We start from the raw sequence: 23,251 nt of genomic DNA on the forward strand, positions 1-23,251 counted from the left end.
ACCCGATGTCCCAGCCGGTCAGGATCGACCTGGAAGGGTTCGGCAAGGCGTACGGCGGCGTGCCCGTGCTGCGCGATGTGTCGTTCACCGTGTACGGAGGACGGGTTCACGGGCTGCTCGGCGAGAACGGCGCCGGCAAGTCGACGTTGCTCAAGGCGGTGTGCGGAGCGGTGGCCCCCGACGCCGGGCGGGTCCTGCTGGACGGGAAGCCGATCTCGGTCGGCTCCCCGAGGGACGCCCTCCGGCACGGGTTCGCGCTGATCTCCCAGGAGCTCGCCCTGGTACCGGCCATGACCGTCCTGGACAACGTGTACCTGGGCCGGTGGCGCAACCGGCTCGGATGGACGACCGGCCGCGAGGACGGCAGGACCCTGGCCCGGCTGATGGAGCGCACCGGATTCGAGCTGGACCCCTCGGCCCTGGTGCGCGACCTGCCGCTCGCGGCGCAGCAGCAGGTGGAGATCCTCCGCGCGCTGGCGTCCGGAGCCTCGGTGATCGGCATGGACGAGCCCACGGCGCTGCTCACCCAGACCGAGACCGACCGGCTGATGGCCGTCGTCAGGCAGCTCGCGGCCGACGGCGCCACCGTGCTGCTGATCTCGCACTTCCTGGAGGAGGTGCTGTCGGTCTGCGACGACGTCACCGTGCTGCGCGACGGCCGCCATGTGATCACCGGACCGGCCGCCGCGCAGACGCCCGGCAGCCTGGTGCGGCACATGGTCGGCCGGCCGCTCGAACTGCTCTACCCCGAGCCGGCCCCGGTCCGGGACGAGGCCCCGGTGCTGCTGAGCGTCCGCGACCTGCGCCGCGGCGCGGCCGTGCGCGGCGTGTCGATGGAGATACGGGCCGGGGAGATCGTGGGCGTGGCGGGGCTGGTCGGCAGCGGCAGGTCGGAGACGCTGCGCGCGATCTTCGGCGCCGACCCGCGCGACGGTGGCGCCGTCGAGGTGAACGGCACCGCGATGCCCGCCGGCTCGCCCGCGCGGGCCATGCGCGCCGGCCTCGCCATGGTGCCGGAGTCCCGCAAGGAGCAGGGGCTGGTGCTGGACCGCTCGGTCCGCGAGAACGTCGCGCTGGCCAGCCTGAGCTCCCGGCAGCTCGCCGGCTTCGTCCGGGGCGGGTCCGAGAGGCCGGCGGCCGGGTCCATGCTCCGCGACCTGGACGTTCGCGGCTCGGACCTCGGCGGCCCCGTCTGGACGCTGTCGGGCGGCAACCAGCAGAAGGTGCTCTTCGGCAAGTGGCTGATGGAGAAGCCCGCGGTGCTGCTGGTGGACGAGCCGACCCGCGGCGTGGACGTGGCGGCCAAGAGCCAGATCCACCGGCTCCTCGTCGACCTGGCCGCCGAGGGCATGGCGGTCCTCATGGTGTCCTCGGAGGTCGAGGAGGTCATGGGGCTGGCACACCGGGTGCTGGTGATGCGGCACGGCCGGCTCGTCGCCGAGTTCGCCAGGGGCGAGGCGACCCGCGAGCAGGTGCTCGCGATGGCCTTCGCCGACGACCTCCCCGCCGGAGACGCCCCCGGGCCGTCCGGCTCAGCTGACCCGACGAACTACACGGAATCCAGCCGTACCAGCACGGAGGAGCACGAATGACCACCATGGCTGACACGGAGGCCCCGCCCGAGGCGGTGGCACGGGCCACGGCCAGCAGGTTCACCAGGCTGCACGACTTCGGCATCGTGCTGACCGTGGTGGTGATCGTGGTCGCGCTGTCGCTGACCACCCAGACCTTCATGACCACCGGCAACCTGGTCAACCTGCTCGACCAGGCGGCGGTGATCGGGCTGCTGGCCTGCGCCGCCACCCTCGTCATCATCTCGGGCGCCTTCGACCTGTCGATCACCGCCGTGCTCGCCGTCTCGGCGATCGTCGCCGTGGTGGTCACCACGCACGCCGGGGTGCCGGCCGGCATGGCCGCCGGAGTGCTGACCGGCGGTGTGCTCGGCGCGGTCAACGGCCTGGTCGTGATCACCGTCAAGGTCCACTCGTTCATCGCCACGCTGGCCCTCAGCATCATCTACCGGGGGCTTGCCGTGATCCTGACGGCCGGCGCCATCGTGTACCCCCGGGACGCCCAGCTCAGGTCCTTCCAGGCGCTCGGCTGGCCGACCGTCCTCGGCGGGATCACCGCGGCCTCTCTGCTGTTCCTGCTGGTCGCGGCGGTCTGCTGGGTGGTGCTCGCCCGCACCACCTTCGGCAGGCGCATCTACGCCGTGGGCGGCAACGAGGAGGCCGCGCGGCTGTCCGGCATCCGGGTCGGCGCGGTCCGGGTGGCGGTCTTCGCGATCAGCGGCGTGTGCGCGGCGCTGGCGGGGCTCATCCTCGCCTCACGTGGCGGATCGGCCCAGGCGAGCATGGCCACGGGCATGGAGCTGACCGCGATCGCGGCGGCGGTGGTGGGCGGTACGAGCGTGCTCGGCGGCGAGGGCGCGATCTGGCGCGGGCTGATCGGCGTGCTGCTGATCACCCTGATCGGCAACGGGTTCAACCTGCTGGGCTGGGATACCATATATCAGCAGGTCGTGCAGGGTGCGCTGATCCTCGGAGCGGTCAGTTTCGACCGGTTGCTGCGAGGCCGAAGGAGTTAGGTGGCTGGCGCGCGGATCGGTGTCCGGCTGGGCGCCGGCCAAGCTCGGGCCGCCCTCGTCGGCGGCGGCGACATTCGCCATGCCAGGTGCCACTCCGGCGACGACCGCGTCCTCGCGCGCATGCTCCGCGGCCTGGCCCAGGGTACGCCGGTCCGGTCGGTGACCTGGGACGTCTCCGCCGAGCTTGACCCGGCGAGCGCCGGCTCGCCGGTGGCGTCCGTGCGGGTCATGCCCCGGCCGCCGGCGCGCGGTCTCGGGAGCGGGCATCCTTCCCCCCTGCTCCCGGCGCTCGTCAGGCGCCAGGCCGACGTGGTCGGAGGACACGACCTGTTCGGGGTCGAACTCGCCACGCTGGACATCTACGAAGTGTTCCGCACCGCGGCGGCGGCACAGGCGGAGGGGATCGGCGCGCTGGCGCTGACGGCCACGGGGGCCGTCGGATGCCCCCACCACGAGCTCACCGCGGCCGAGCTGGTCCGTGAGGCGTTTCCCCGGCTCAGAGTCTCGCTCTCGCACCAGGTCGGCGGCCTCGGCCTGCTCGACCGCGAGGCGGCGACGGTGATCAACGCCGCGCTGCTGAGCCGCGCCGAGCAGGTCGTGGAGCGCTGCGTGCAGATCTCGGGCCGGCTCGGGGCCTCGACGTCGGCGTGGTTCGTGGCCGGGGACGGCGGCCGGATCTCCGCCGAGCGGCTGCGGCTGCTCCCGGTGCTCGGACTGTCGGCCACCGGCGCCGCCGCCCTGACCGGCGCCGCGCGGCTGGCCGGGGTGGACGACGCGGTCGTGGGGCTGGCCGGGGCGGACGGCCTGTCCGTGGGCCACGTCCGCGATGGCCTTCCGAACGTGGCGACCGACCGGCCCGGTCCCGGTGGGGTGAGGATGGCGGTCCCCCAGGCGTCGCTGACGCCGATGCGCGGCTCGTACGCGGCCACGGCGTCGGCCTTCGCCCTGCTGGCCGAGCACGACCAGCACACCGCGGTCATCGCCGTCGCCGGCGCCGACCCGGACGGAGACGCCCGCGACCAGGCCGCGACCGACAGGGCGCGGACCGCCGCGGCCCGGCTGCCGTCCACATCCGTGCTGGTGGAGCCGCCGGCAGAGCTGGCCGCCATCGGCGCGGCGGGCACGGAGCCGAGCGCCTGGCTCGACACCGTCCTGTACGCCGAGACCTCCGAGGTGCTGGCCCGCAAGCAGGCCGCGGCGGAGCAGCGGGCGCTCACCCTGGTGGCCGAGAGCGGCGCGCGGCTCGGCAGCGAGCGCGTCGTCAGCTCCCGCGCCCTGTCGCTGTCGTTCCTGCGCAGCGGCTCCTACCGGCTGGTGGTACGCGCGGGCGGCCGGGCTGAGGACGACGCGTGACCGGGCGCTCCATCACCGTCGAGGACGTCCCGGCGCTGCTGGCGGGGGCGGAGTTCTTCTCCACCAGCGCCGCGGGCGAGGGCATCGAGTTCGCGGGCTTCTGGCTGGAGGACATCCTCGCGCGGACCGGGCCGGTGGAGCTGGTCACGGCCGACGAGCTCGACCCGGACACGCCGTGCGCGGCGGTCGGCGCCATGGGCTCGACGGTCGCCATGGCCGAGCTGCCGCCCTCCGGGGAGGAGCCCCTGGCCCTGGCGCGCAGCCTGGGCGGCCGGTTCGGCGCCCCGCTGGGCGCGATCATGCCCCTCAACGCGGCCAGCGTGAACGCGCTGCACCCGGTGGCCGCCGCCGCGGTGCTCGGCCTGCCGCTGATCGACTGCGACGGCATGGGCCGGGTGTTCCCGCTGATCCACCAGACCACCTACGAGCTGGCCGGCCTCTCGCTCAGCCCCCTCGCGGTCGTCAGCGCCGGGAACGACTCGCTGCTGCTGGACACCGGTTCGGCCCGCGCCGAGCAGATCGCCAGATCGATCGCCCAGGCCGCCGGGGGGTGGCTGCTGTGCGGGATGTACCGCACACGGGTGGGACTGCTGCGCGAGGCCGCGATCCACGGGTCGATGAGCCGCACGCTGGAGGTCGGCCGGCTGCTGCGCGAGCACGCCTCCGACGGCGCCACGGCACAGGCTCTCGCCGGCGACCCTCCCTGGCCGGAGGTCGCGTCCTGGCCTCCGCACGCGCGTCCCGGCGACGGCGAATCCTCCCGGCGCGGGACCGCGCCCCACGAGCACCTGCTCCGTGACCTCATGGCCGCCACCGGCGCGACCGTCCTGGGCGGCGGCCGGGTGGTGGAGCTCGGCCCCTCGACGCGGCAGGCGGGAACCGTCTATCCGGGCAACCCGACGAGCATGGTGGTCCACGACCACGACAGCGGGCGCCTGATCCGGCTGGAGGCGCACAACGAGCTGGTGCTCGCCCTCGCCGACGGCGCGCTCACCGCGGCCGTGCCCGACCTGCTCTGCCTGCTCGACCGGGGCACGCTGCGGATGACCGGGCCGGAACGACTCACCGTCGGCGACCAGGTGGACGCGCTGTGCGTGCCGGCCGCGCCCGTCTGGCACAGCGTCCACGGGCTCGGCCTCGGCGGGCCGGGAGCCTTCGGCTTCCCCCTGCGTCACCCACGCCAGGAGGGCCGATGAAGCGCGCCGGACGTCCCTCGGAGCAGCTGACCGTGGACGAGCTCGTCAGATACGGACCGCTCGGCCACGCCGAGATGCTGGTCGGCGAGAACCTCGCCCGGCCGGTGTCACGGGTGGCGCTCATCTCCGACCTCGACCAGGTCCGCCACTGCGGCCCCGGCACCGCGGTGGTGCTCTCCCGAGGGCTGGCGCTGGGGGCCTGGGCGGTCGAGTCGGCGCTGCGCCTGGCCTGGGAGCGCAGTGCCGCCTGCCTGGTCAGCCCCGCCGTCGTCGGGCTGGACCAGGCCACCGCCCAGCTTGCCCGGCGCATGCGGCTGCCGGTCTTCGTCGTGACCGGGGACACGGCCGCGTGCGCCCTGGACCTGGCCGCGGCCATCGCCAGCCCCGAGGCCGCCCGCGCCCGCCTCGCGGCGCGCTGCGCGGAGCTGTTCGCCGAGCGGAGCAACGCCCGCGGCATCGTCGGAGTGATCAACTCGGAGGTTCCCGGCGTGACGGCCGCGCTGGTGGCTCCGGACGGTCACGTGCTCGCGGGCCAGGCCTCCGTCGACCGGGCCGAGCACCGGGTCCAGGTGGACGTACCGGGCCCGGACGGGCGTCGCTGGGCCGAGCTGGTCGCCGCCACGGCCGGCCCTTCCTCGCCCACCTGGGCCGAGACCGTGCTGCTCATCCTGCGGCTGGCCCGAGGACCGCTGGCGGCGTCCGTCGCCAGGGAACGCCTTGAGGCGGTGCACGGAGCCGAGCGCGGCCGTGCGGCCCTCCGCGCCCTCTTCGCCCCGCCCGATCCCGGTCCGGCGGCGCAGGCGGAGCCGGCCGGCCGTGACCGGGGAGACGAGGGACGGGCCGTACTGGAGGAGGCGCTCGGATGGCGCGTCGACGGGCGGCACGTCGCGGTCTTCCTGCGATCCGGCACCCCGCTGGACACCGCCGCCACCGGTCCCGGCGTGATCTCGGCCTGGCAGGAGGTCATCGACGACCTGCCGCTGGTGCCGTGGGAGACCGGCTGGGCCAGCTGGTGGACCGGCGAGGAGATCGAGGTGGAGCAGGTGGCGTCGGCGCTGCGGCGGCACCTGGCCCGGATGCGCTCGCCGATCCCGCTGAGCGCGGGCGTGGGCCGCGTCGCCGAGGGGCCAGAAGGGCTGCGGGAGTCGCTGTCGCAGGCGATGCTCGCGGCCGGGGTGACGGTACGGGACGGCCCCGGGACGGTGCGCTCGTTCGACGAGCTCGGCTTCCGGGTGCTGCTCGCCTCGCTGTCACAGCCGGAGCTGGTCGGATCGGCCCGGATGGTGCTCGCCGACCTGCTCTCGGCGCCGGACGGGCCGGTGCTGGTCGCCACGCTGGCCGCGCTGCTGGACTGCGCCAACTCCACCAGCCAGGCCGCCGCCCGGCTCGGCGTGCATCGCAACACGGTGCTCGGCCGGTTGGAACGTATCAGGGCGCGCGGCGTCGACCCTGATCGGCCCGACCAGCGGCTCGCGCTCCACCTCGCCTGCTACGCGCTGCTGCCCGAGGTGAGCTGAACCGTCCCGGCACGCCGTCGAGAACCGTCCGGCGCTCCGCCGATCCCGGTACGGCGGCGCGGGTCGCGCCCCACGCCGCCGTGCCGGGATCGGATGCCAGAGCTCAGACGGACACCGCGTAGAGCTCGGCCGCCCGCGCGGCGGAGACGTGGCCGTCGAGCACGTCCGTCCGGACCGCCTCGGCGTCGCGTTCCGCGGGGTCGCCGAAGCCGCCGCCACCACCGGTCATGCAGCGGATCACGTCACCGGCGGCCAGGCGCAGGCCGTTGCACTTGAGGATGCGCCGCTCGTCCGGACGGCCGGGGTTGATGACGATCTCCGGCGGCGCCGCGTCGTGCCCGCCGAACAGGCCCCACGCGGGGGTGGACGACCGCTCGAACCACAGGGAGACCGTGCAGTCGTGCAGCACCGTGTACTCGCGGACCACGCCGTTGCCCCCGCGGAAGCGGCCGGAGCCGCCGGAGTCCGGCCGGATCTCGTACCGGCTGATGCGGAACGGGTACCGGGTCTCGAACACCTCCACCGGGATGTCCTTCAGCGAGCCGTTCACGTTGTTGATCAGAGCGGTCTCGCCGTCCGAGCCGTCCCAGGCGCCCCACCCGCCGAGGGTGGCCTCCAGGCTGACGTAGTCGCGCCTGGTCCGCGGGTCGGTGCCGGCCAGCAGCACGATCATCGAGTCGCCGTGGCTGGCCCCCGCCACCTTGTCCGGCATCGCGGGGGCGAGCGCCTTGGCCACCATGTCGATGAGCAGCCCCAGGTGGGAGAAGTACCACTGGCAGGCGGCCGGGGCCACCGCGCCGAAGACCGAGCCCTCACGGACCTGGACCGTCATCGGGCGGAAGGACCCGCCGTTGCCGGGCACGTCCGGGCTGACGAGCAGCTTGTACCCGACCCGGCAGGCCGACACCGTCTGGGAGGTGCCGCAGTTGACCGGGCCCGTGGTCTGGTCGGCCGACTCGGTGACGTCGAAGTCGATGTCCGAGCCGCTGACCGTGATCCTGAGCTTGATCGGGACGGGGGTGCCGAGGTCGATGCCGTCGTTGTCCAGGCAGCCCTCCGCGGTGTAGACCCCGTCGGGGATCGCGGCGATGACCTCGCGCTCCAGCGCCTCGGTCTGGGCGAAGATCTCGTCGCGGGCGGCGCGCAGCGTGTCGAGGCCGAAGCGCCGGACGATCTCCTCCAGGCGGGCCTGGCCCATCTTGATGGTGGCGATCATCGCGTGCATGTCGCCGCTGGTCTGGTAGGGGAAGCGCACGTTCGTGGCGATCGTGCTCATCACCCCGGGCACGTCGCGGCCGCCCTCGACCAGCTTCTGCGCGCCGAGCCGCAGGCCCTCCTGGTAGATGTTCACCGAGTCCATCGACCCGCCCGGGTCCTTGGAGCCCACGTCGATCCAGTGCGCCCGGGTGGCGGTGAAGCCGACCAGCTCCTCGTCCACGAAGACCGGGCCGAAGATGGTGACGTCGTTGAGGTGGGTGCCGCCGAGATAGCTGTCGTTGAGGATCCACACGTCGCCCGGCTGCCACACCTCGCGGCCGAACTGCTCCTCGGTGGCCTTGGTGCAGGTCTCCAGGTTGCCCAGGAAGATCGGCAGGCCGGCGGACTGGCCCAGCACCTGGTGCCGGTCGTCCAGCAGCGCGACGACGCAGTCGCCGCACTCGTAGATGATCGGGGTGTAGGCCGACCGGATGAGGGTGGCGTTCATGTCGTCGGCGGCCGCGGCGAGCGCATTGCGGATGATCTCTACCACGACCGGGTCGACGGTCCTGTTGTCGGTCACGATTCCTCCTGTCTCACAGCGTTTCCTACGGCGCTTCTCACGGCGGTCGTCACGGCGGTCGTCACAAGGCCCCGTCCGTGCTCGTCCGGATCACCAGGGAGCCGATGGGGTCCACCGACACCGAGAACCCGGGGGGCACCACGGTGGTGGCCGTGCCCTCCACGATGATCGCCGGGCCCTCGAAGGCGTGCCCGGCCGCCAGGTCCTCACGGCGGACGAGCGGGGTCGAGCGGCTCTCGCCGTCGAACACGACCTCGCGAAGCTCGTGCGGGAACGTCGCCCCCGTGGCCGGCTCGACGTGCTCGGCGGCGCCCCGGCCGAGGTCGCCGAACGCGGTGGTGCGCAGCGTGACGAACTCGATCGGCGCGCCCAGGTTCGCGTGGCCGTAGCGGGACTCGTGCTGCTGCCCGAACCGCTTGGCGATGAGCTCCACGAAGTCGTCCCTGGACGGCTCGCTCGCGTCGAGCAGCGGCACCGTCAGCGTGTACTCCTGAGCGGCGTAGCGGATGTCGACCGCGTACTCCACCCGGCGGTTCTCCTCGGGCACGCCCTCGTCGGCCAGCGAGGTCAGGGCGGCCTCGGCCATGGCCGCGAGCCTGGCCGCCATGTCGGCGGTGTCCAGATCGGCGTCGAGGTGGAAGTAGGTGTCCGAGGCGTCCTTGCGGATGTCGGTCTGCAGCATGCCCCACGCGGAGAACGCGCCGGGGAAGCGCGGTACCACGACCTCGCCGATGCCGAGCTCCCTGGCCAGGAACACCGCGTGCATCGGCCCGGCGCCGCCGAAGGCGACGAGGGTGAAATCGCGCGGCTCGATGCCCCGCGAGACGGTAATGGTCCTGATCGCCTGCGCCATCTTGGCGTTGGCGACGTCGCAGACGCCCTCGGCCATGGCCACGGTGTCCAGTCCGAGGGCCTCGGCCAGGCCCTCCAGCGCGGTCCGCGCGGCGCCGGTGTCCAGCGTGAGCGAGCCGCCGGCGAACCACTCCGGGTCGATGCGGCCGAGGACGAGGTTGGCGTCCGTCACGGTCGGCTCGGTGCCGCCGCGGCGGTAGCAGGCGGGGCCGGGGTTCGCGCCCGCCGACCGCGGGCCCACCCGCAGGCCGCCGGCCTCCAGCCAGGCGACGGAACCGCCACCGGCGCCGATGGTGTGGATGTTCACCACGCTCATCAGCATCGGCAGGCCCTCGATCTTGGCCTCCGGCGAGATGTCCGGCTGCCCGTCGATGACCAGCGACACGTCGAAGGACGTGCCCCCCATGTCCACGCAGATCAGGTTCGGCCGACCGATCGCGCGGGCCAGCTCGACCCCGCCCATGGTGCCCCCGACGGGGCCGGACAGCAGCGTCTGCAACGGGCGGCGGCGGGCCGACTCGGCGGTGAGGATGCCCCCGGAGGACTGCATGACGTGCAGCGGTACGGCGAGCCCCCGCTCCTTCAGGTTCGTCTCCAGGCGCTCCAGGTAGCGTCGCACCACCGGACCGGTGTACGCCTCCACGACCGCCGAGGAGGTGCGCTCGTATTCCCGCCACTCCTTCGCGGCCTCGTGCGACAGCGAGATCGTGAGGTCCTCGCCGAGCTCCTCGGCCAGGATCTCGCGGGTGCGCAGCTCGTGGGCCGGGTCCAGGTAGCTGAAGAGATACGCGACCGCGATCGCGCCGAACCCGCCGTCGCGGTAGCGCTGGGCGGCCTGCCGCACGGCCTGCTCGTCCAGGGGTTCGAGCTCTGTGCCGGCGGCGTCGAACCGGCCGCCGATCTCGACGATGTCGCGCAGCGGGACCAGCGGCGCCGGCTTGCGGAAGTGCAGGTCGTACAGCCGGGTGCGCGGGCCGCGCGCGATGTGGTAGGTGTCCCCCGCACCCTTGGTGGACAGCAGCAGCACCTTCACGCCGCGCCGCTCCAGGAAGGCGTTGAGGCCCTGCGTGGTGCCGTGCACCGTGAACGAGATGTCGCCTGGGGAGTCCACCAAGGACTCCAGCGCTGTCAGCACTCCCTCGGTCAGATCGTGCGGCGTGGTGGACGACTTGCCGACCTGGTAGCGGCCGGTGGCTTCGTCGTAGCCGATGACGTCGGTGAATGTGCCGCCGATGTCCATGGAGACCCGGAAACGGCTCATCAAGGAGCTCCTCTCTGCAAGGCGTAGCGGTGACCGTAACTCCGGCGGAGCGGCCCCCGATGTGCACGGCGACCACCACATCGCCGGGTCACCGTGCGAGGCGCCCTGCAGGGGCCGGGCGTACGGCGGGAAACTGGGCGCGCCGTAACAGGGGGAGGTAGGCGATGGACGTCGCGGTCGGGCCGGGTCGGGCGGATGTGCCGGAGGTGCGCGGGGTCTTCACCGAGGAGGTGGAGGGACTGCGCGCGGCCGGCCTGCTGAGGTGGAAGGGGTTCACGGCCGAGCCGGGCTCCACCGTGCCGGTCGAGGACGGGGGGCCGGTGCTGCTGGCCGGTCTCGGGCCGCTCAACGGGTGCGACGCCGAGCGGCTGCGCGCCGCCGCGGCGGCCGTGGCGCCGCTGCTCCCCGGCGACACCGTGCGGGCCGACCTGGCGGCCCGCGGCGCGGGCCCCCTCGGCGCCGGCGAGTCCGTCCGCGCGGTCGTGGCCGGGCTGGCCCTCACCGCCGCGCGACCGCTCAGCGTGACGCTCACCGGGTTGGCCGGACCCGAGAACGATCACGTCACCGCCGGGCTGCTGGACGCGGAGGCCCTGCTGCTCGCCCGGGAACTGACCAACCGCCCGCCGAGCGAGCTCGTCCCCGATGACCTGGCCTCCCTCGCGCGGGACGTCGCCGGCGGGGAAGGCCTGACCGTGCGGGTGCTGGACGAGCGTGACCTGCGTGAGCTCGGAATGGGAGCCCTGCTCGGCATGGGCGCCGGATCTCCGCACCCGCCACGGCTGGTGGACCTGCGCCACGAGCCCCCGGGCGCGCGGTGCTCGGTCACGCTGGTGGGCAAGGGCATCACCTTCGACTCCGGCGGTCTGTCCCTGAAGTCACCGGCGGCCATGATGGGCATGCGGGGCGACATGGCGGGCGCCGCCGTCGTGCTCGCCGTGATGTCGGTCCTGGCCAGGCGGGGTCTCCCGGTCGCGGTCCGCGGCCTGCTCCCGCTCGCCGAGAACATGATCGGCCCGGACGGCGTACGGCCCGGCGACGTGCTGCGCGCCTGTGACGGCCAGAGGATCCAGGTGCTGGACACCGACTTCGAGGGCCGGGTGACACTGGCCGACGCGCTCGCCCTCGCCGCCCGGGAACGCCCCGACGCGATCGTGGACGTCGCCACGCTGACCTACCAGGTGGTGACGGCGCTCGGACCGGAGATCGGCGGGGTGCTCGGCCGCGACCCCGGCCTCACGCGGCAGGTGCTCCGGGCGGGCGCCCTCGCCGGCGAGCCGCTGTGGGCCCTGCCCTGGGCGCGTCGCTACCGCGACCAGATCACGTCCGGCTACGCCGACGTGCGCAACTTCCCCGAGGCCGACACCGGCCGCGCCATCACCGCCGCCCTGCTGCTCGGCGAGTTCGTCCCGGAGGAGATCCCGTACGCCCATCTGGACATCAGCGGACCGGCCTGGCGCGGACCGGCCTCCGGCCACGGCGCCACCGGCTTCGGCGTGCTCACCCTCACCCGGCTGCTGGAGTCGCTCGCCACCGCGCCGGTCTCCCGGGACCACGCGTGACGGCGGGATCGAGGGGACCACGGCCACGACGTCCCGGCCGAGGGGGGGACGACGAGCCCCCGCCGTACGTCACGAGCGAGCAGATCCGGCGCGTGCTGCCGATGGAGCACGCGGTCATGGCGCTCGAGCAGGCGTTCCGCGCCCGCGCGGGCGCGGGCGACGCGCCCCGCACGGCCGTTCCGTGGAGCCACGGCGAGCTGTTGGTGATGCCCAGCGAGCACGGCGATTGGGCGGGCACCAAGCTCGTCACCGTCGCCCCCGGCAACACCGCGCTCTCTCTGGACCGGATCAACGGCGTCTACGTCCTCTTCGACGCCGCGACCCTGGTCCCTCGGCTGTTCCTGGACGCCTCCGAGCTGACCGCGCTGCGGACCGCCGCCGTCAGCGCGCTGGCGACCCGCTATCTGGCCCACACCGACGCGCGGACCCTGGTGGTCTTCGGCACCGGCCCGCAGGCCCGGTCGCACGTGCGGGCGATGCTCGGCGTCCGGCAACTGGCCGAGGTGCGCGTCGTCTCCCGCGACCGGGCTCGTGCCGCGAGGCTGGCGGCGGAACTCGCCGTGGAACACGGGCTGACGGTCACCCCGGGCACCCCGGCCGACGTGGCGGCGGCCGACATCGTCTGCACGTGCACGGACTCGGCCACTCCCCTGTTCGACGGCCGGCTGCTCGCCGACGTGGCCCATGTCAACGCCATCGGCAGCCACCATCCCGAGGTGCGGGAGGTCGACGGCGAGACCGTACGGCGGGCCTTCGTCGTGGTCGAGCAGCCCGGCGCGGCCCGCCGCGAGGCCGGAGACCTGATCATGGCCGTGAAGTCCGGCGCGGCGGACGACTCCGTCTTCGAGATCGACCTGCACCACGTCGTCACCGAACCGTGGACCCGCCCGGACCGCCCCACGCTCTTCAAGTCCGTCGGCCTCGCCATGGAGGACCTCGTCGTCGCGTCCGAGATCGCCGCCAAGGTACTGACGCCGTGACCCGCTCCCCCCTCGCCCCGTGAACGCCGCCACGGGGCGGGTGGGGACCGGGGTCGGGCAAGAAGCCGATCCGGGCCGTCCGCGAAACCAGGACCGGACTTGGGGGTACCTAGTCGAGGTTGGCCGCGTAGACCGAGACGTCGACCGCCGTCACCTGCTCCGCGCCCATGGCGACGGCCAGCTTGCGGTACCGCTCCGCCTCGTCCGGGCGGCTGCGGCGCTCCAGGGTGCGTGCCAGCGCCTCGTACGCCCAGCCGTTCACCGGGTCAAGCTCCAGCAGCCGCCGGAACGTCTCCTCGGCCCGCCCGAGCTGCGCGCTGTGGAAGTACGCCCGCCCCAGCAGCTCGACGGCCGCCTGGTTGCCCGGGTCCGCCTCGACGATCGGCGCCAGAACCCGCGCCGCCTCGGGATGGTCCTTCGCCTGGAAGAACATCAGCCCACGCTGAAACTCCTCGTAACTCACCGCACCGTCTCCTTCCAGGGGGCCACATCCTCAACCGGAGTGCCCGGCCCCTCTAACAGGAGACCAGCTCAGATCCTTCCGCCCTTCACATCGCCGACGAAGGATCGCCATTGGCCGCAGTCGATGATCACGACCACGTTGCCGTTCTCGCTGTCACGCACCGCTGCTACCGGGTGACGGCAACCCACCTGACCAGTTGCTCACGCCCCGGTATAGAGGCGCTTCAGGTCGATGAGTTCGACGTCGGAGCGTCGGGCGTCATGTCGAGCGAGGGCGGCTGAGAAGCCGGAACGGGAGAACAGCAGGAGCTTGGGAAGGGCGCCTACCTTGGCGCTGGGCAACAGGCCGCGCAGGTGCTCCAATCTTTCCAGCTCAGGGGTGTCGACGGGGGACTCGGTGCTCTTGGCCTCGCCGATCGCGATGATTCGGTCGGCGGCGAAGGAGGTTGTCTCCGTCACCACGACATCGAGTTCGTGGCCTTGGCGGTGTTCGCGGCACGGCAACTCCGTGGGACGTACAGCGGTGGCCGTGCCGCCGAGCGTTTCAGGCGCCGCGTGCATGAAACACCACTGCCGTGCGAGGTCCTCGAAGTGGGGACCGTAGATCCGAGAGGCGACGGTGTCCGAGTTCGCACGCCAGACACGATCCGCGTAGCCCGCGATCAGTTCGGCTTCGTGGCGTTGGATGAGGAGCTGATGCAGCCGTACGACGGGTTCGGCGATCCGAAAGACGCTGCGCTTGCCACGTAGGGCGTCGTCGATCTGTTCGATCAAGCCGATGTCCTGCAGTCCGGTCAGCAGGTGGGCGAGTGCGCTGCTGGGCCGCCCGAGTGCCGCTGCTATTTCCGACCGCCGGTGGCTGCCGGCGCTGATGGCGCTGAGGGTGGCGGAGTATGAGGTCGGATCGGTGATGGAAGGCTCTTCCCGGAGCAGCAGGGCACCCTCACGGAACATCGCGGAGGCCGGGTTCAGCAGGCGTCGCTGAACCCAGCGGTCGAGCTCACCCTTTTCTGAGGGTCCGGATCCGCCGCTCATCTCCAGATAGGCGGGGGTTCCACCGAGCAGAGCGTGCAGTCGGAACGCCAGCTCTGGATCGTGATCCGCGCCCCAGAAGGCGGCGGCCTCGCGGAACCTGAAGGGCCGCACGATCAACTCCATCGCCGCCCTCCCGCGCAGGGGCGCACCGCCGGCGAGCAGTTGCGCCATCGTGGTCAGGGCGCTGCCACAGAGGATCATCCGAGTTCGGGTGCGCTCCTTGGCGTACCCGAGCGGGCTGAGCGCCTGCTGGAGGTAGGAGGGCAGCGCGGGTGTGGCCGAGACGAGGTAGGGGAATTCGTCGATGATAAGAGGAGTGGCCTGGTCCTCCCCGATCCGGAGCAGTTCGTCGATCGCCTCCCGCCATGTGCGGAAGATGATGGGCTGGCGCAGCCCGCGATAGGCGGCATAGGCCACCCCGAGGTCGGCGAGGTTCTGCGTCTCGGTCTGCTGGGTCGCGCCGAACAGGAACCCGCCGGTCTGCTGGGCCAGCAGTTCGAGCATCAGGGTCTTGCCTTGCCGACGCCGGCCGTACACCAGCCCCAGAGTCGCTCCAGGCGAGGGGGATGCAATGAAGTCGGCGAGATCGTCCCATTCGGTGTCTCGGCCGAACAATCGCTCCGGCTTCCGCAGCAACGACAGGCCTCTCCAGGGTCAATGACGACGAACCAACAGCGGGCGTGCTGGCTATGATAGTTGCAGCTATCATAGCTGCTCCGGACTCCGGAGCCGTAGAGATGGTGAGGGCGTCCGGGAGAATGCCTGAGACGACGTTCGTGTCGACGGCCACGGTCGAGCGTAATGACTGTCCGTACACGAAATATTCCTTACGGCAACGCTTGATGCGCCCGGAGGACCGTCACTGGGGTGGGAGTTCGCGGTATTCGAACCAGTCGAAGTCGGCGGTGTTGGTCGTGGGGGTGCCCTCTGAGGTGGTGTAGAGGCCGATGTAGGCGCCGATGAAGCCACCGGCGGTCGAGGTGCTGAGGACGCGGCCGTCGACGGGGGCGCCGAGAGGGTGCCAGTCGCCGGGGCGGACGGCGTAGGACATCTGGTAATCCTGCTCGTGGGCCTCGACGCCGAGCCAGATCCTGCCCGGGGGGACGGCCGCGTGGGCGAGCGTCTGGTCCTCGCCCGCTTCCCTTCTGATCACGACCAGGCCGTCCGCCGTCAGGACCAGCAGGATGTGGTGGGCATCGTTCTGGACCAGGGCGAGCCCGGCGCGCTCGGCGGCGCGGGGGGTGAACTCCATCGCGGCGTGCGCGGCGAAGTGGGCGTGCTGCTGGCGCCGGGCGACAAGGCTCGGGTTCGCCCGTTCCGACAGGGACTCGGGGCGGGTGCACAGGCGAAGGTGACCGGGGCGTTCGGTGAGGGTCCAGTACGGCTCGCGCGGCGTGCGCAGGTGGCTCCAGACGGGTGCGAGCAGTTCGGAGTCGAAGTTGTCGCAGGCCGGGGGCGCCGGCCAGCGGCGGGGCGGCAGGGCGGGGGCCTCGGCGGACTCGCGGACCTGGGCGGGCAGCGGCCAGCCGTCCTCCCATCGCACGGAGGTGAGGAAGGTCTCCCGGCCCAGGTTGTAGTGGTAGCCGCCGTCTCGCGGCGGGACGGCGGTGGAGTCATCAGGCCGGGTGACGGGAAGGGCGTCCCGCCCGAGAACGCGGTCATGGCCGTGGCCGCCGTACGGCCGGATGGCGAGCAGGACCGTCCACCAGTCGCCGGCGGGGGTCTGGACGAGGTCGGCGTGGCCGGTGGAGGTGATGGGGTGGTCATGGCCGAGGGTGCGGTGGGTGAGGATCGGGTTGCGCGGGTTGCCGGTGTACGGCCCGGTGACGGCGTCGGCGCGGGCCACGATGACGGCGTGGTCGTGCGCGGTGCCCCCCTCGGCGGTCAGCAGGTAGTAGCGGCCGTCCACCTTGTAGATGTGCGGCGCCTCGGACCAGATCGCCCCCTTGACCGCCCCGTCCCAGAGCACGTGCTCCTCGCCGACCAGCTTCATGCCGTCGAGGTCGAGCTCGCGCAGCCAGACCTCGGTGTGGCCCTCGTACGCGGGGCGGTGGGCGGGGCGGGTGCCGTGCGCCCACGCCCGGCCGTCGTCGTCGAAGAACAACGACGGGTCGAAGCCCTCCGCGTCGGGCAGCCAGTGCGGCTCGCTCCACGGCCCCGACGGGTCGGTGGCGGTGACGACGAAGTTGCCGGACTCCATCAGCCCGTCCACCAGGGTGGTGATCATGTAGAAGACGCCGTCGTGGTGCCTCAGCGTGGGGGCGTAGATGCCGCCGCTCGGACGGATGCCGTCCAACGACAGCTGGGAGGCGCGGTCGAGCACGTGCCCGATCCGCCGCCAGTGCGCCAGATCCCTGCTGTGGAAGATCGGCACGCCGGGGAACCACTCGAACGTCGAGGTCACCAGGTAGTAGTCGTCACCGACCCGGCAGATCGACGGGTCGGGGTGGCACCCCGGCAGGATCGGGTTGCTGAAGCGCACCACTCGCGCCCTTTCTCTCGTCGGCACTCGCGCCCTTTTCTCCGTGGCGTCCGAGTTCTCCCTGGCCGGTTCGAGCACTCCCCGGCCGGCCGTGCTGAGGTACGACCGGCCGGAGGAGTCGTTCCATGTCACGGCGCCCGTACGGGCGGTGCCGGTCGCGTCGCCGACCTCGAAGCTCAGGTGGTGGTCAGCGGGTCAGGTTGGCGGTCAGCAGGTCGATCAACGGGGTGCGCCGGACGCAGCCGTCGAGCGCGAAGGAGTCGGCCAGGGCGACGAGCGCGTCCTCGTCCAGGCCGGCGAACAGCGCGGCGTACTCCGGCAGCAGGGCCTGGGCCAGGAGGATGTGCCGGATCAGGTCGTCCACCTGGTAGCGGGCGCCCCACGGGTAGGGGTCCCACAGCGGGAACTCGGTCTCCACGAGCGCGTGCAGCGGCGTGAGCACGTCCCCGGACTCCTCCATCGTGGAGCCCCACCGGTCCGCGCCCAGCCGCTTCTTCTTCGCCGCGAACTCCCCGAAACGGGACAGGTACGGCCCGGCCGGGTCGGCGTGGACCAGGCCCTGGAGCCCGATGTCCTTGTACGTCCACAGCGACCAGCCGGCCTCGTACCGGTCGAAGATCTCCAGTTGGTCGGCCAGGATCTGGTAGCGCTGCTCGTCGACGGCGGGGTCGCCGGTGTAGACCGGACCGAACTCCCCGACCCACAGCGGGGTCCCCGTCTCGCGCTGGAAGCGGGTCCGCTGTTCGAAGGTGAGCTCCAGTTGGTCGCGGTCCACCCACTCCCCGCGGGTGTACCCGGGGTACGGGCCGCCGTGGGCGAACCCGGCGAGCGCGTAGTCGTGGCAGACGAACACCGTGTTCTCGTACACCTCGCGGAAGATCGAGAAGTCGGTGGAGTAGGTGTTGCCGTCGAGGAACAGCACGTGGGAGGGGTCGACCGCGCGCACGGCCTTGACCAGGCGGTCGTAGAAGGGCCCGACGACGCGGCCCCCGGCGTCACCCGGCTCGTTGACCGGGTTGTACCCGGCCACCCACGGGTGCTGCTTGTAGTGGTCGGCGATGGCCTCCCACAGGTGGACCGCCCGGTCCTGGAAGTGCCGGTGCGCCCAGAAGGACGCCACGTGCGTGGGGTTGTCGGAGTGCCAGTGCTGGTTCTGCGCGCCCGGCAGCGCGTGCAGGTCGATGACGCTGTAGATGCCGTGCGAGCCGAGCAGGTCGACGACGCGGTCCAGGTGGCGGAAACCTTCCTGGACGATCTCCATCGGCCGGTCGTCGGACTCCAGGTGCCGGTAGTTGACCGGGATGCGCACGCAGTTGACGCCCATGCCCGCGAGCAGGGCGGCGTCCCCGGGGCCGAAGAAGGACGTCAGCAGCCGGTCGAAGAACAGCTCCGCCCGCCGCTCGCCGAGCGCGCCGGTCACGGCCTCGCGCATCGCCGACTCGTTGGCCGGGTAGCCGGTGATGAAGTTCTCCATGTTCAACCAGCCCCCGAGCCCCACCCCGCGCAGGCGTACAGGGGTGCCGTCGGCCGTGACGAGGCGGGATCCGGACACACGCAGGGTCATCAGGACTCCTTGAGGAGAAGCTCCTTGGCGAGAAGCCGTATGGATGGTTCGCGGAGCGGTCATCCCTTCGAGGCCCCCGCGGTCAGGCCGCCGACGAGCTGGCGTTCGGCGACCGCGTAGAACGCGAGGGCGGGCACCATCGCGAGCACGACGTAGGCGAGGATGCGGGCGGTGTCGGAGGAGTACTGGCCGTAGAACTGCTGGACGCCGAGGGGGACGGTCCACCAGTTCGGGTCGTTGAAGATCACCAGGGGCAGGAAGAAGTTGTTCCAGCTCGTGACGATCGCCAGCACCGACACGGTGCCCAGGGCGGGACGGGCGAGCGGCAGCAGGATGCGCCAGAAGAAGCCGAAGCTCGTGCAGCCGTCGATGGTCGCGGCCTCCTCCACCTCGCGTGGAATGCTCCGGAAGAACGAGCGCAGGATGATGATCGTCATCGGCAGCCCGAAGGCGGCCTGCGGGAGGATCACCCCGAGCGGGTTGTCCAGCAGCCCGAGCGTGCGCAGCAGGACGAACAGCGGCAGGATCGCCACGGCGAACGGGAACATCAACCCGACCGTGAACAGCGTGAACAGCAGTTCCCTGCCGCGGAAGGCGAAGCGGGCGAACACGAACGCCGCCATGGACGAGAGCCCCACGACGATGGCCGTCGTCGCCACCGCGATGAACGTGCTGTTGAGCAGCTGACGCCAGAAGCCTCCGGAGAACAGCACGTCGGTGTAGTTCTCCGGGACCCACGGCGAGGGGAGGCCGAAGGGGTTGGTGGAGAGTTGCGCGGTGTCCTTGAAGCCGCCGACCAGGGCGAACAGCAGGGGCACGACGATGAACGCGCCGAGGACGATCACGATCGCCTGGAGGGACACGGGCCTGAGCCACCACAGCGGGTGGCGCCGCGCGGGCCTGGCGTGCGCGGAGGCGGGGGCGGTCATCGCTGGGCTCGCATGGTGGTGATCGCTCCTTCGGTGTCGCGGCGCAGGACGAACCGCTGGTAGCCGAGCGCGAAGACCAGGCTGATCACGAACATCACGACGCTGACGGCGCTCGCGTAGCCGATCTGGGAGCGCTTGAAGCCGAACTGGAACATCGTGACGGCCATCGTCTCGGAGGAGTGGATCGGCCCGCCGGCGGTCAGCACCCACACCAGGTCGAAGAGCTGGATCGCCCCGATGACCGACAGGAAGACGCTGACGCGGATGGTCGGGCCGAGGAGCGGGAGGGTGACGTACCGGAACCGCTTCCAGGGGCCCGCGCCGTCGATCGCGGCGGCCTCGCCCAGTTCCTTGGGGATGCCCTGCCGCCCGGCGAGGTAGAGGATCATGTGGAAGCCGAAGTACTTCCAGGTCATGACGAGGAAGAGCGTCATCATGACGAGTGAGGGGTCGGCGAGCCACTGCGGGCCGTCGATGCCGGCCAGGCCGAGGATCTGGTTGGCCAGGCCCGCGTCCGGCGAGAAGATCATCGTGAAGAGGACGCCGGTGATCACCTCGGACAGCACGTACGGGGCGAAGAACAGCAGCCGGTAGACCGCCCGGCCGCGCATCCTCTGGTTGAGCAGCATGGCGATGGCCAGCGCGAGCGGGAGCTGGATCACCAGCGAGAGCGCGATGAGCAGGGCCCCGCGCCGCAGGTCGCCGACGAAGACCTCGTCGCCGAACATGCGGGTGAAGTTGTCCAGGCCGACGAAGTTCCGCGGCAGGCCGCCGAGGCCGTTCCACTTGAACGCGCTGGTGTAGACGGCGACGGCGATCGGCGCGAGGACCAGCAGGGCGAACAGCACCAGGGCCGGCAGCAGGAACAGCGTGATCGTCCCGAGGAGCCTGAAGCGGCGGCGGCGGGCGGACGGGGCTGCCGCGGGCCCGGCACCACGCGGCGGCCCCGTCCTGGTCATGCGTCGCTCGTCGGCGAGCGCCGGAGGTGTCATCTGGTTCCGCCCTGGTCGCGACGCATCCGTCCTACTCGGATTCGGCGGTGTCGGTGATGGCCTGGGCGACCTGTTCCGGGCTCTTGGACCCGGCGATCAGGGCGGCCACGCTGTCGTTCACCTCCTGGCCCACCGCGGGCGGGTACGCCTGGTCCAGGTAGAGCTGGAACCCGGTGGCGCCCGCCAGCGCCTTGGCGACGACCGAGAGGTTCGGGTCCTTGACCGCGTCCTCCTCGCCCTTGAGCACCGGCAGCAGAGCCCCGGTCTCCACGGCCGCCCGGTGGACCTGCGCGCTGGAGATGAACTTCAGGAACTCGGTCGCCGCGGGCGGCGCGTTCACGCCCAGCGCCCACCCGCCCCCGCCGCCGAAGACGTCCGTCGCCGATCCGGCGCCGCCCTCGACGGCGGGGAACCCGAAGAAGCCCAGGTCGTCGCCGAGACCCTTGCCCGCGTCCTTGTGGACGACCGGGGCCCACTGCCCCATGAGCTCCATGGCCGCCTTGCCGTTGGACACGGTCGCCGCCTGCCCGTCCGGCGTGGAGTACCCGGCGCCGAGGAAGCCCTTCTGGAAGGGCTGCAGGTCGGTGAGCTCCTTGAGCCGGGTGCCGGCCGCGACGAAGCCGGGCTTGGTGAAGTCGTGGTCGGCGGCGGCCTGCTTGAGGGCGTCCAGCCCGGCGATGCGCATGGCGAGGTAGGCCCAGTAGTAGTGCCCCGGCCACTTCTCCTTGCCGGCCAGCGCGATCGGGGTGACCCCCGCGGCCTTGAGCTTCTTGACGGCGTCCAGGAACTCGGTCCAGGTGGCCGGGGGCGTGGTGACGCCGGCCTTGGTGAACAGCGCCTTGTTGTACCAGAACCCGACCATGCCGATGTCGTACGGGACCCCGTAGCTCTTGCCGTCGAACTGGTACGCCTGCATCGCCGCCGGCGTGAAGTCGCCGAGCCAGGACGCGGCGTCGGTGGTGAGCTCCTTGACGAGCCCGGCGTCTATCTGCTGCTTCAGAACTCCGCCGCCCCAGGTCGTGTAGATGTCGGGCGTCTTGCCGGACTGGGTGACGGTCGAGAGCTTCGCCTTGAACGCCTCGTTCTCGATGGGCACGTTCTTGATGGTCACGCCGGGGTGCGCGGACTCGAACTCCTTGACCTTCTGGACCCAGAACGACTTGAGCGGTTCGGAAGTGGAGATGTTCCACCATTCCACCGTGACCTTGCCGGAGGAGGCGGAACCGCTTGCAGCGTCGCCCGTGCCTCCCCCACCCCCACAGCCCGCGACTCCTCCGATGAGGAGCGCGGCCACCGCCAGGGTCACCGCCTTCCGCCGACCCAACGCCATGTCGCTGGCCCCTTCCTCATTCACACCGCGCCGGGAAGTCCTAAGAACTCGCGTCGGCGCCTTGAAAGTTTCACATTCACCCCGAATATTTCGTGACCCGGAGAGTACGTAAGCGCGGCGTAACCCGTCAATAGCCTTCCCGTAACAGCAGCGAGCCGCGGGGGACCGCATATGGGCGGGAATCGCGCGCCTCCACGGGGTGCCGCGCGGAAGCCGAAAGCTTTCGGATAAACTCCTTCCCATGTCAGCGAAGAGCAGGGTCACGATCGCCCTGATCGCCGAGCAGGCCGGCGTCTCGGTGCCCACGGTCTCCAAGGTCGTCAACGGGCGTCCCGAGGTCGCGCCGGAGACGCGCCGCCGGGTGGAGCGCCTGCTGCACGAGCACGGCTACAAGCGGCGCGTCGGCCAGGGCGACGGCCCGGTCGGCCTCGTCGACGTCGTGTTCGCCGAGTTGGAGAGCCCCTGGGCGATGGAGATCATCCGGGGCGCCGAGACCGCGGCCCGCGAGGCCGACGCCGCCGTCGTCGTCTCGGTCCTGCACACCCACGCGGGCCCGGGCCGGGACTGGCTGGACCGCATCGCCGCCCGGCGCACCGACGCCGTCGTCCTGGTGGCCTCGCGGCTGACCCGGCGCCAGCACGGCCAGCTCGTGGCGCGTTCCATTCCGTTCGTCATCGTCGACCCCGAGGGCGAGCCCGCGGCCGAGGTCGCCTCGGTGGGGGCGACGAACTGGCACGGCGGGCTCGCCGCCACGCGCCACCTGCTGGAGCTCGGGCACCGGCGCATCGGCATGATCGGCGGGCCGCCCGAGATGCTGTGCAGCCGCGCGCGCATCGACGGCTACCGCGCGGCCCTGGAGACCGCGGGCGTCCCCGTCGACCCGGCGCTGATCCGCTACGGCGACTTCCTGGTGGGCTCCGGGCACGTCTTCGGCAAGGAGTTCCTGGAGCTGCCCGACCCGCCGACGGCGATCTTCGCGGGCTGTGACATGCAGGCGTTCGGGGTGTTCGAGGCCGCGCGGCGGGCCGGGTTGCGCGTGCCGGACGACCTGAGCGTGGTCGGCTTCGACGACCTGCCGCTGGCCCGCTCGGCGTGGCCCCCGCTGACCACCATCCGCCAGCCGCTGGAGGAGATGGCGGCGCTGGCGACCCGCATGGCGCTGGACATCTCGCGGGGCGAGTCCCCCGAGACGCGCAGGGTGGAACTGGCCACCGACCTGGTGATCCGCGACAGCACGGCGCCTCCCCGGTAGCCGGTTCTCCTCTTCCGAAAGGTTTCGACGGCCGGCCGGGTGGTTTTTGAGGTATTGACGCCTGGTTCGATCGGACTTAGGTTTCAGGGCGCGAAAGGTCTCGTAAATCTTCTGAAACTT

17 protein-coding genes are annotated in these 23,251 nt (G+C 71.9%); 8 read left to right on the forward strand and 9 right to left on the reverse strand.

All coding sequences use genetic code 11. From position 1 onward, the window contains the following. The first annotated feature begins 5 nt into the window (after positions 1 to 5). From DQ384_RS15160 to DQ384_RS15180, 5 genes are read left to right on the forward strand one after another with little or no spacing between them, the layout of a single operon-like run. Positions 6 to 1,592 (forward strand): sugar ABC transporter ATP-binding protein, encoded by a 1,587-nt coding sequence (locus tag DQ384_RS15160; protein WP_114029419.1) that lies wholly within the window; start codon positions 6 to 8, stop codon positions 1,590 to 1,592. Further along, on the forward strand, positions 1,589 to 2,587 hold the full coding sequence (locus DQ384_RS15165; RefSeq protein ID WP_245966492.1) for an ABC transporter permease: 999 nt from the start codon (positions 1,589 to 1,591) through the stop codon (positions 2,585 to 2,587). The genes DQ384_RS15160 and DQ384_RS15165 overlap by 4 nt, the downstream gene beginning before the upstream one ends. Then, on the forward strand, positions 2,588 to 3,940 hold the full coding sequence (locus DQ384_RS15170) for a hypothetical protein (protein ID WP_114029420.1): 1,353 nt from the start codon (positions 2,588 to 2,590) through the stop codon (positions 3,938 to 3,940). It begins immediately after the preceding gene. After that, on the forward strand, positions 3,937 to 5,136 hold the full coding sequence (locus tag DQ384_RS15175) for an S-methyl thiohydantoin desulfurase family protein (protein ID WP_114029421.1): 1,200 nt from the start codon (positions 3,937 to 3,939) through the stop codon (positions 5,134 to 5,136). The genes DQ384_RS15170 and DQ384_RS15175 overlap by 4 nt, the downstream gene beginning before the upstream one ends. Beyond that, complete coding sequence (locus tag DQ384_RS15180) at positions 5,133 to 6,653, forward strand: PucR family transcriptional regulator (protein ID WP_114029422.1); 1,521 nt, start codon at positions 5,133 to 5,135, stop codon at positions 6,651 to 6,653. The genes DQ384_RS15175 and DQ384_RS15180 overlap by 4 nt, the downstream gene beginning before the upstream one ends. A gap of 103 nt (positions 6,654 to 6,756) precedes the next feature. Here DQ384_RS15180 and DQ384_RS15185 read toward each other — a convergent pair whose 3' ends face one another. Beyond that, positions 6,757 to 8,433, reverse strand: coding sequence for a hydantoinase B/oxoprolinase family protein (locus tag DQ384_RS15185; protein ID WP_114029423.1), 1,677 nt, complete (start codon positions 8,431 to 8,433; stop codon positions 6,757 to 6,759). Between the two features lie 61 nt (positions 8,434 to 8,494). After that, positions 8,495 to 10,546 carry a hydantoinase/oxoprolinase family protein gene (locus tag DQ384_RS15190; protein WP_114029424.1) on the reverse strand — a complete coding sequence of 684 codons (2,052 nt, stop codon included), beginning with the start codon at positions 10,544 to 10,546 and terminating at the stop codon, positions 8,495 to 8,497. 164 nt (positions 10,547 to 10,710) lie between these two features. Between DQ384_RS15190 and DQ384_RS15195 the strand changes: the two genes are divergently transcribed. Both DQ384_RS15195 and DQ384_RS15200 read left to right on the forward strand, forming a co-directional pair. After that, positions 10,711 to 12,105, forward strand: coding sequence for a M17 family metallopeptidase (locus DQ384_RS15195; RefSeq protein ID WP_114029425.1), 1,395 nt, complete (start codon positions 10,711 to 10,713; stop codon positions 12,103 to 12,105). Then, complete coding sequence (locus DQ384_RS15200; RefSeq protein WP_220182958.1) at positions 12,102 to 13,085, forward strand: ornithine cyclodeaminase family protein; 984 nt, start codon at positions 12,102 to 12,104, stop codon at positions 13,083 to 13,085. The genes DQ384_RS15195 and DQ384_RS15200 overlap by 4 nt, the downstream gene beginning before the upstream one ends. A gap of 109 nt (positions 13,086 to 13,194) precedes the next feature. Here DQ384_RS15200 and DQ384_RS15205 read toward each other — a convergent pair whose 3' ends face one another. From DQ384_RS15205 to DQ384_RS15235, 7 genes are all read right to left on the reverse strand, one after another. Then, entirely contained in the window at positions 13,195 to 13,518 is a 324-nt protein-coding gene (locus DQ384_RS15205; protein ID WP_114029517.1) for a tetratricopeptide repeat protein, read from the reverse strand. A gap of 230 nt (positions 13,519 to 13,748) precedes the next feature. Beyond that, positions 13,749 to 15,218, reverse strand: a complete 1,470-nt coding sequence (locus tag DQ384_RS15210; protein WP_114029426.1) for an AAA family ATPase — start codon at positions 15,216 to 15,218, stop codon at positions 13,749 to 13,751. A gap of 223 nt (positions 15,219 to 15,441) precedes the next feature. Further along, positions 15,442 to 17,064 carry a glycoside hydrolase family 43 protein gene (locus DQ384_RS15215; protein WP_245966493.1) on the reverse strand — a complete coding sequence of 541 codons (1,623 nt, stop codon included), beginning with the start codon at positions 17,062 to 17,064 and terminating at the stop codon, positions 15,442 to 15,444. Positions 17,065 to 17,251: 187 nt separating this feature from the next. After that, complete coding sequence (locus DQ384_RS15220) at positions 17,252 to 18,628, reverse strand: glycoside hydrolase family 5 protein (protein WP_114029428.1); 1,377 nt, start codon at positions 18,626 to 18,628, stop codon at positions 17,252 to 17,254. Between the two features lie 59 nt (positions 18,629 to 18,687). After that, positions 18,688 to 19,557, reverse strand: coding sequence for a carbohydrate ABC transporter permease (locus DQ384_RS15225; RefSeq protein ID WP_114029429.1), 870 nt, complete (start codon positions 19,555 to 19,557; stop codon positions 18,688 to 18,690). Beyond that, complete coding sequence (locus DQ384_RS15230) at positions 19,554 to 20,516, reverse strand: carbohydrate ABC transporter permease (protein WP_220182960.1); 963 nt, start codon at positions 20,514 to 20,516, stop codon at positions 19,554 to 19,556. The genes DQ384_RS15225 and DQ384_RS15230 overlap by 4 nt, the downstream gene beginning before the upstream one ends. Before the next feature lie 64 nt (positions 20,517 to 20,580). Continuing rightward, complete coding sequence (locus tag DQ384_RS15235) at positions 20,581 to 21,879, reverse strand: extracellular solute-binding protein (protein ID WP_114029431.1); 1,299 nt, start codon at positions 21,877 to 21,879, stop codon at positions 20,581 to 20,583. A 241-nt stretch (positions 21,880 to 22,120) separates the two neighbouring features. Between DQ384_RS15235 and DQ384_RS15240 the strand changes: the two genes are divergently transcribed. Continuing rightward, positions 22,121 to 23,131: a LacI family DNA-binding transcriptional regulator gene (locus DQ384_RS15240; RefSeq protein WP_114029432.1), complete on the forward strand. Its 1,011-nt coding sequence runs from the start codon at positions 22,121 to 22,123 to the stop codon at positions 23,129 to 23,131. Positions 23,132 to 23,251 lie beyond the last annotated feature (120 nt).

It is taken from the genome of Sphaerisporangium album (assembly GCF_003323745.1).
Lineage (GTDB): Bacteria > Actinomycetota > Actinomycetes > Streptosporangiales > Streptosporangiaceae > Sphaerisporangium > Sphaerisporangium album.

Excerpts from the sequence above, each read along its gene's own strand:
- DQ384_RS15165 (WP_245966492.1), top strand. The coding sequence starts at position 1,589 with ATGACCACCATGGCTGACACGGAGGCCCCGCCCGAGGCGGTGGCACGG.
- DQ384_RS15230 (WP_220182960.1), bottom strand. The coding sequence starts at position 20,516 with ATGACCAGGACGGGGCCGCCGCGTGGTGCCGGGCCCGCGGCAGCCCCG.
- DQ384_RS15160 (WP_114029419.1), top strand. The coding sequence starts at position 6 with ATGTCCCAGCCGGTCAGGATCGACCTGGAAGGGTTCGGCAAGGCGTAC.
- DQ384_RS15220 (WP_114029428.1), bottom strand. The coding sequence starts at position 18,628 with ATGACCCTGCGTGTGTCCGGATCCCGCCTCGTCACGGCCGACGGCACC.
- DQ384_RS15195 (WP_114029425.1), top strand. The coding sequence starts at position 10,711 with ATGGACGTCGCGGTCGGGCCGGGTCGGGCGGATGTGCCGGAGGTGCGC.
- DQ384_RS15180 (WP_114029422.1), top strand. The coding sequence starts at position 5,133 with ATGAAGCGCGCCGGACGTCCCTCGGAGCAGCTGACCGTGGACGAGCTC.
- DQ384_RS15225 (WP_114029429.1), bottom strand. The coding sequence starts at position 19,557 with ATGACCGCCCCCGCCTCCGCGCACGCCAGGCCCGCGCGGCGCCACCCG.
- DQ384_RS15190 (WP_114029424.1), bottom strand. The coding sequence starts at position 10,546 with ATGAGCCGTTTCCGGGTCTCCATGGACATCGGCGGCACATTCACCGAC.
- DQ384_RS15205 (WP_114029517.1), bottom strand. The coding sequence starts at position 13,518 with ATGTTCTTCCAGGCGAAGGACCATCCCGAGGCGGCGCGGGTTCTGGCG.
- DQ384_RS15240 (WP_114029432.1), top strand. The coding sequence starts at position 22,121 with ATGTCAGCGAAGAGCAGGGTCACGATCGCCCTGATCGCCGAGCAGGCC.
- DQ384_RS15235 (WP_114029431.1), bottom strand. The coding sequence starts at position 21,879 with ATGGCGTTGGGTCGGCGGAAGGCGGTGACCCTGGCGGTGGCCGCGCTC.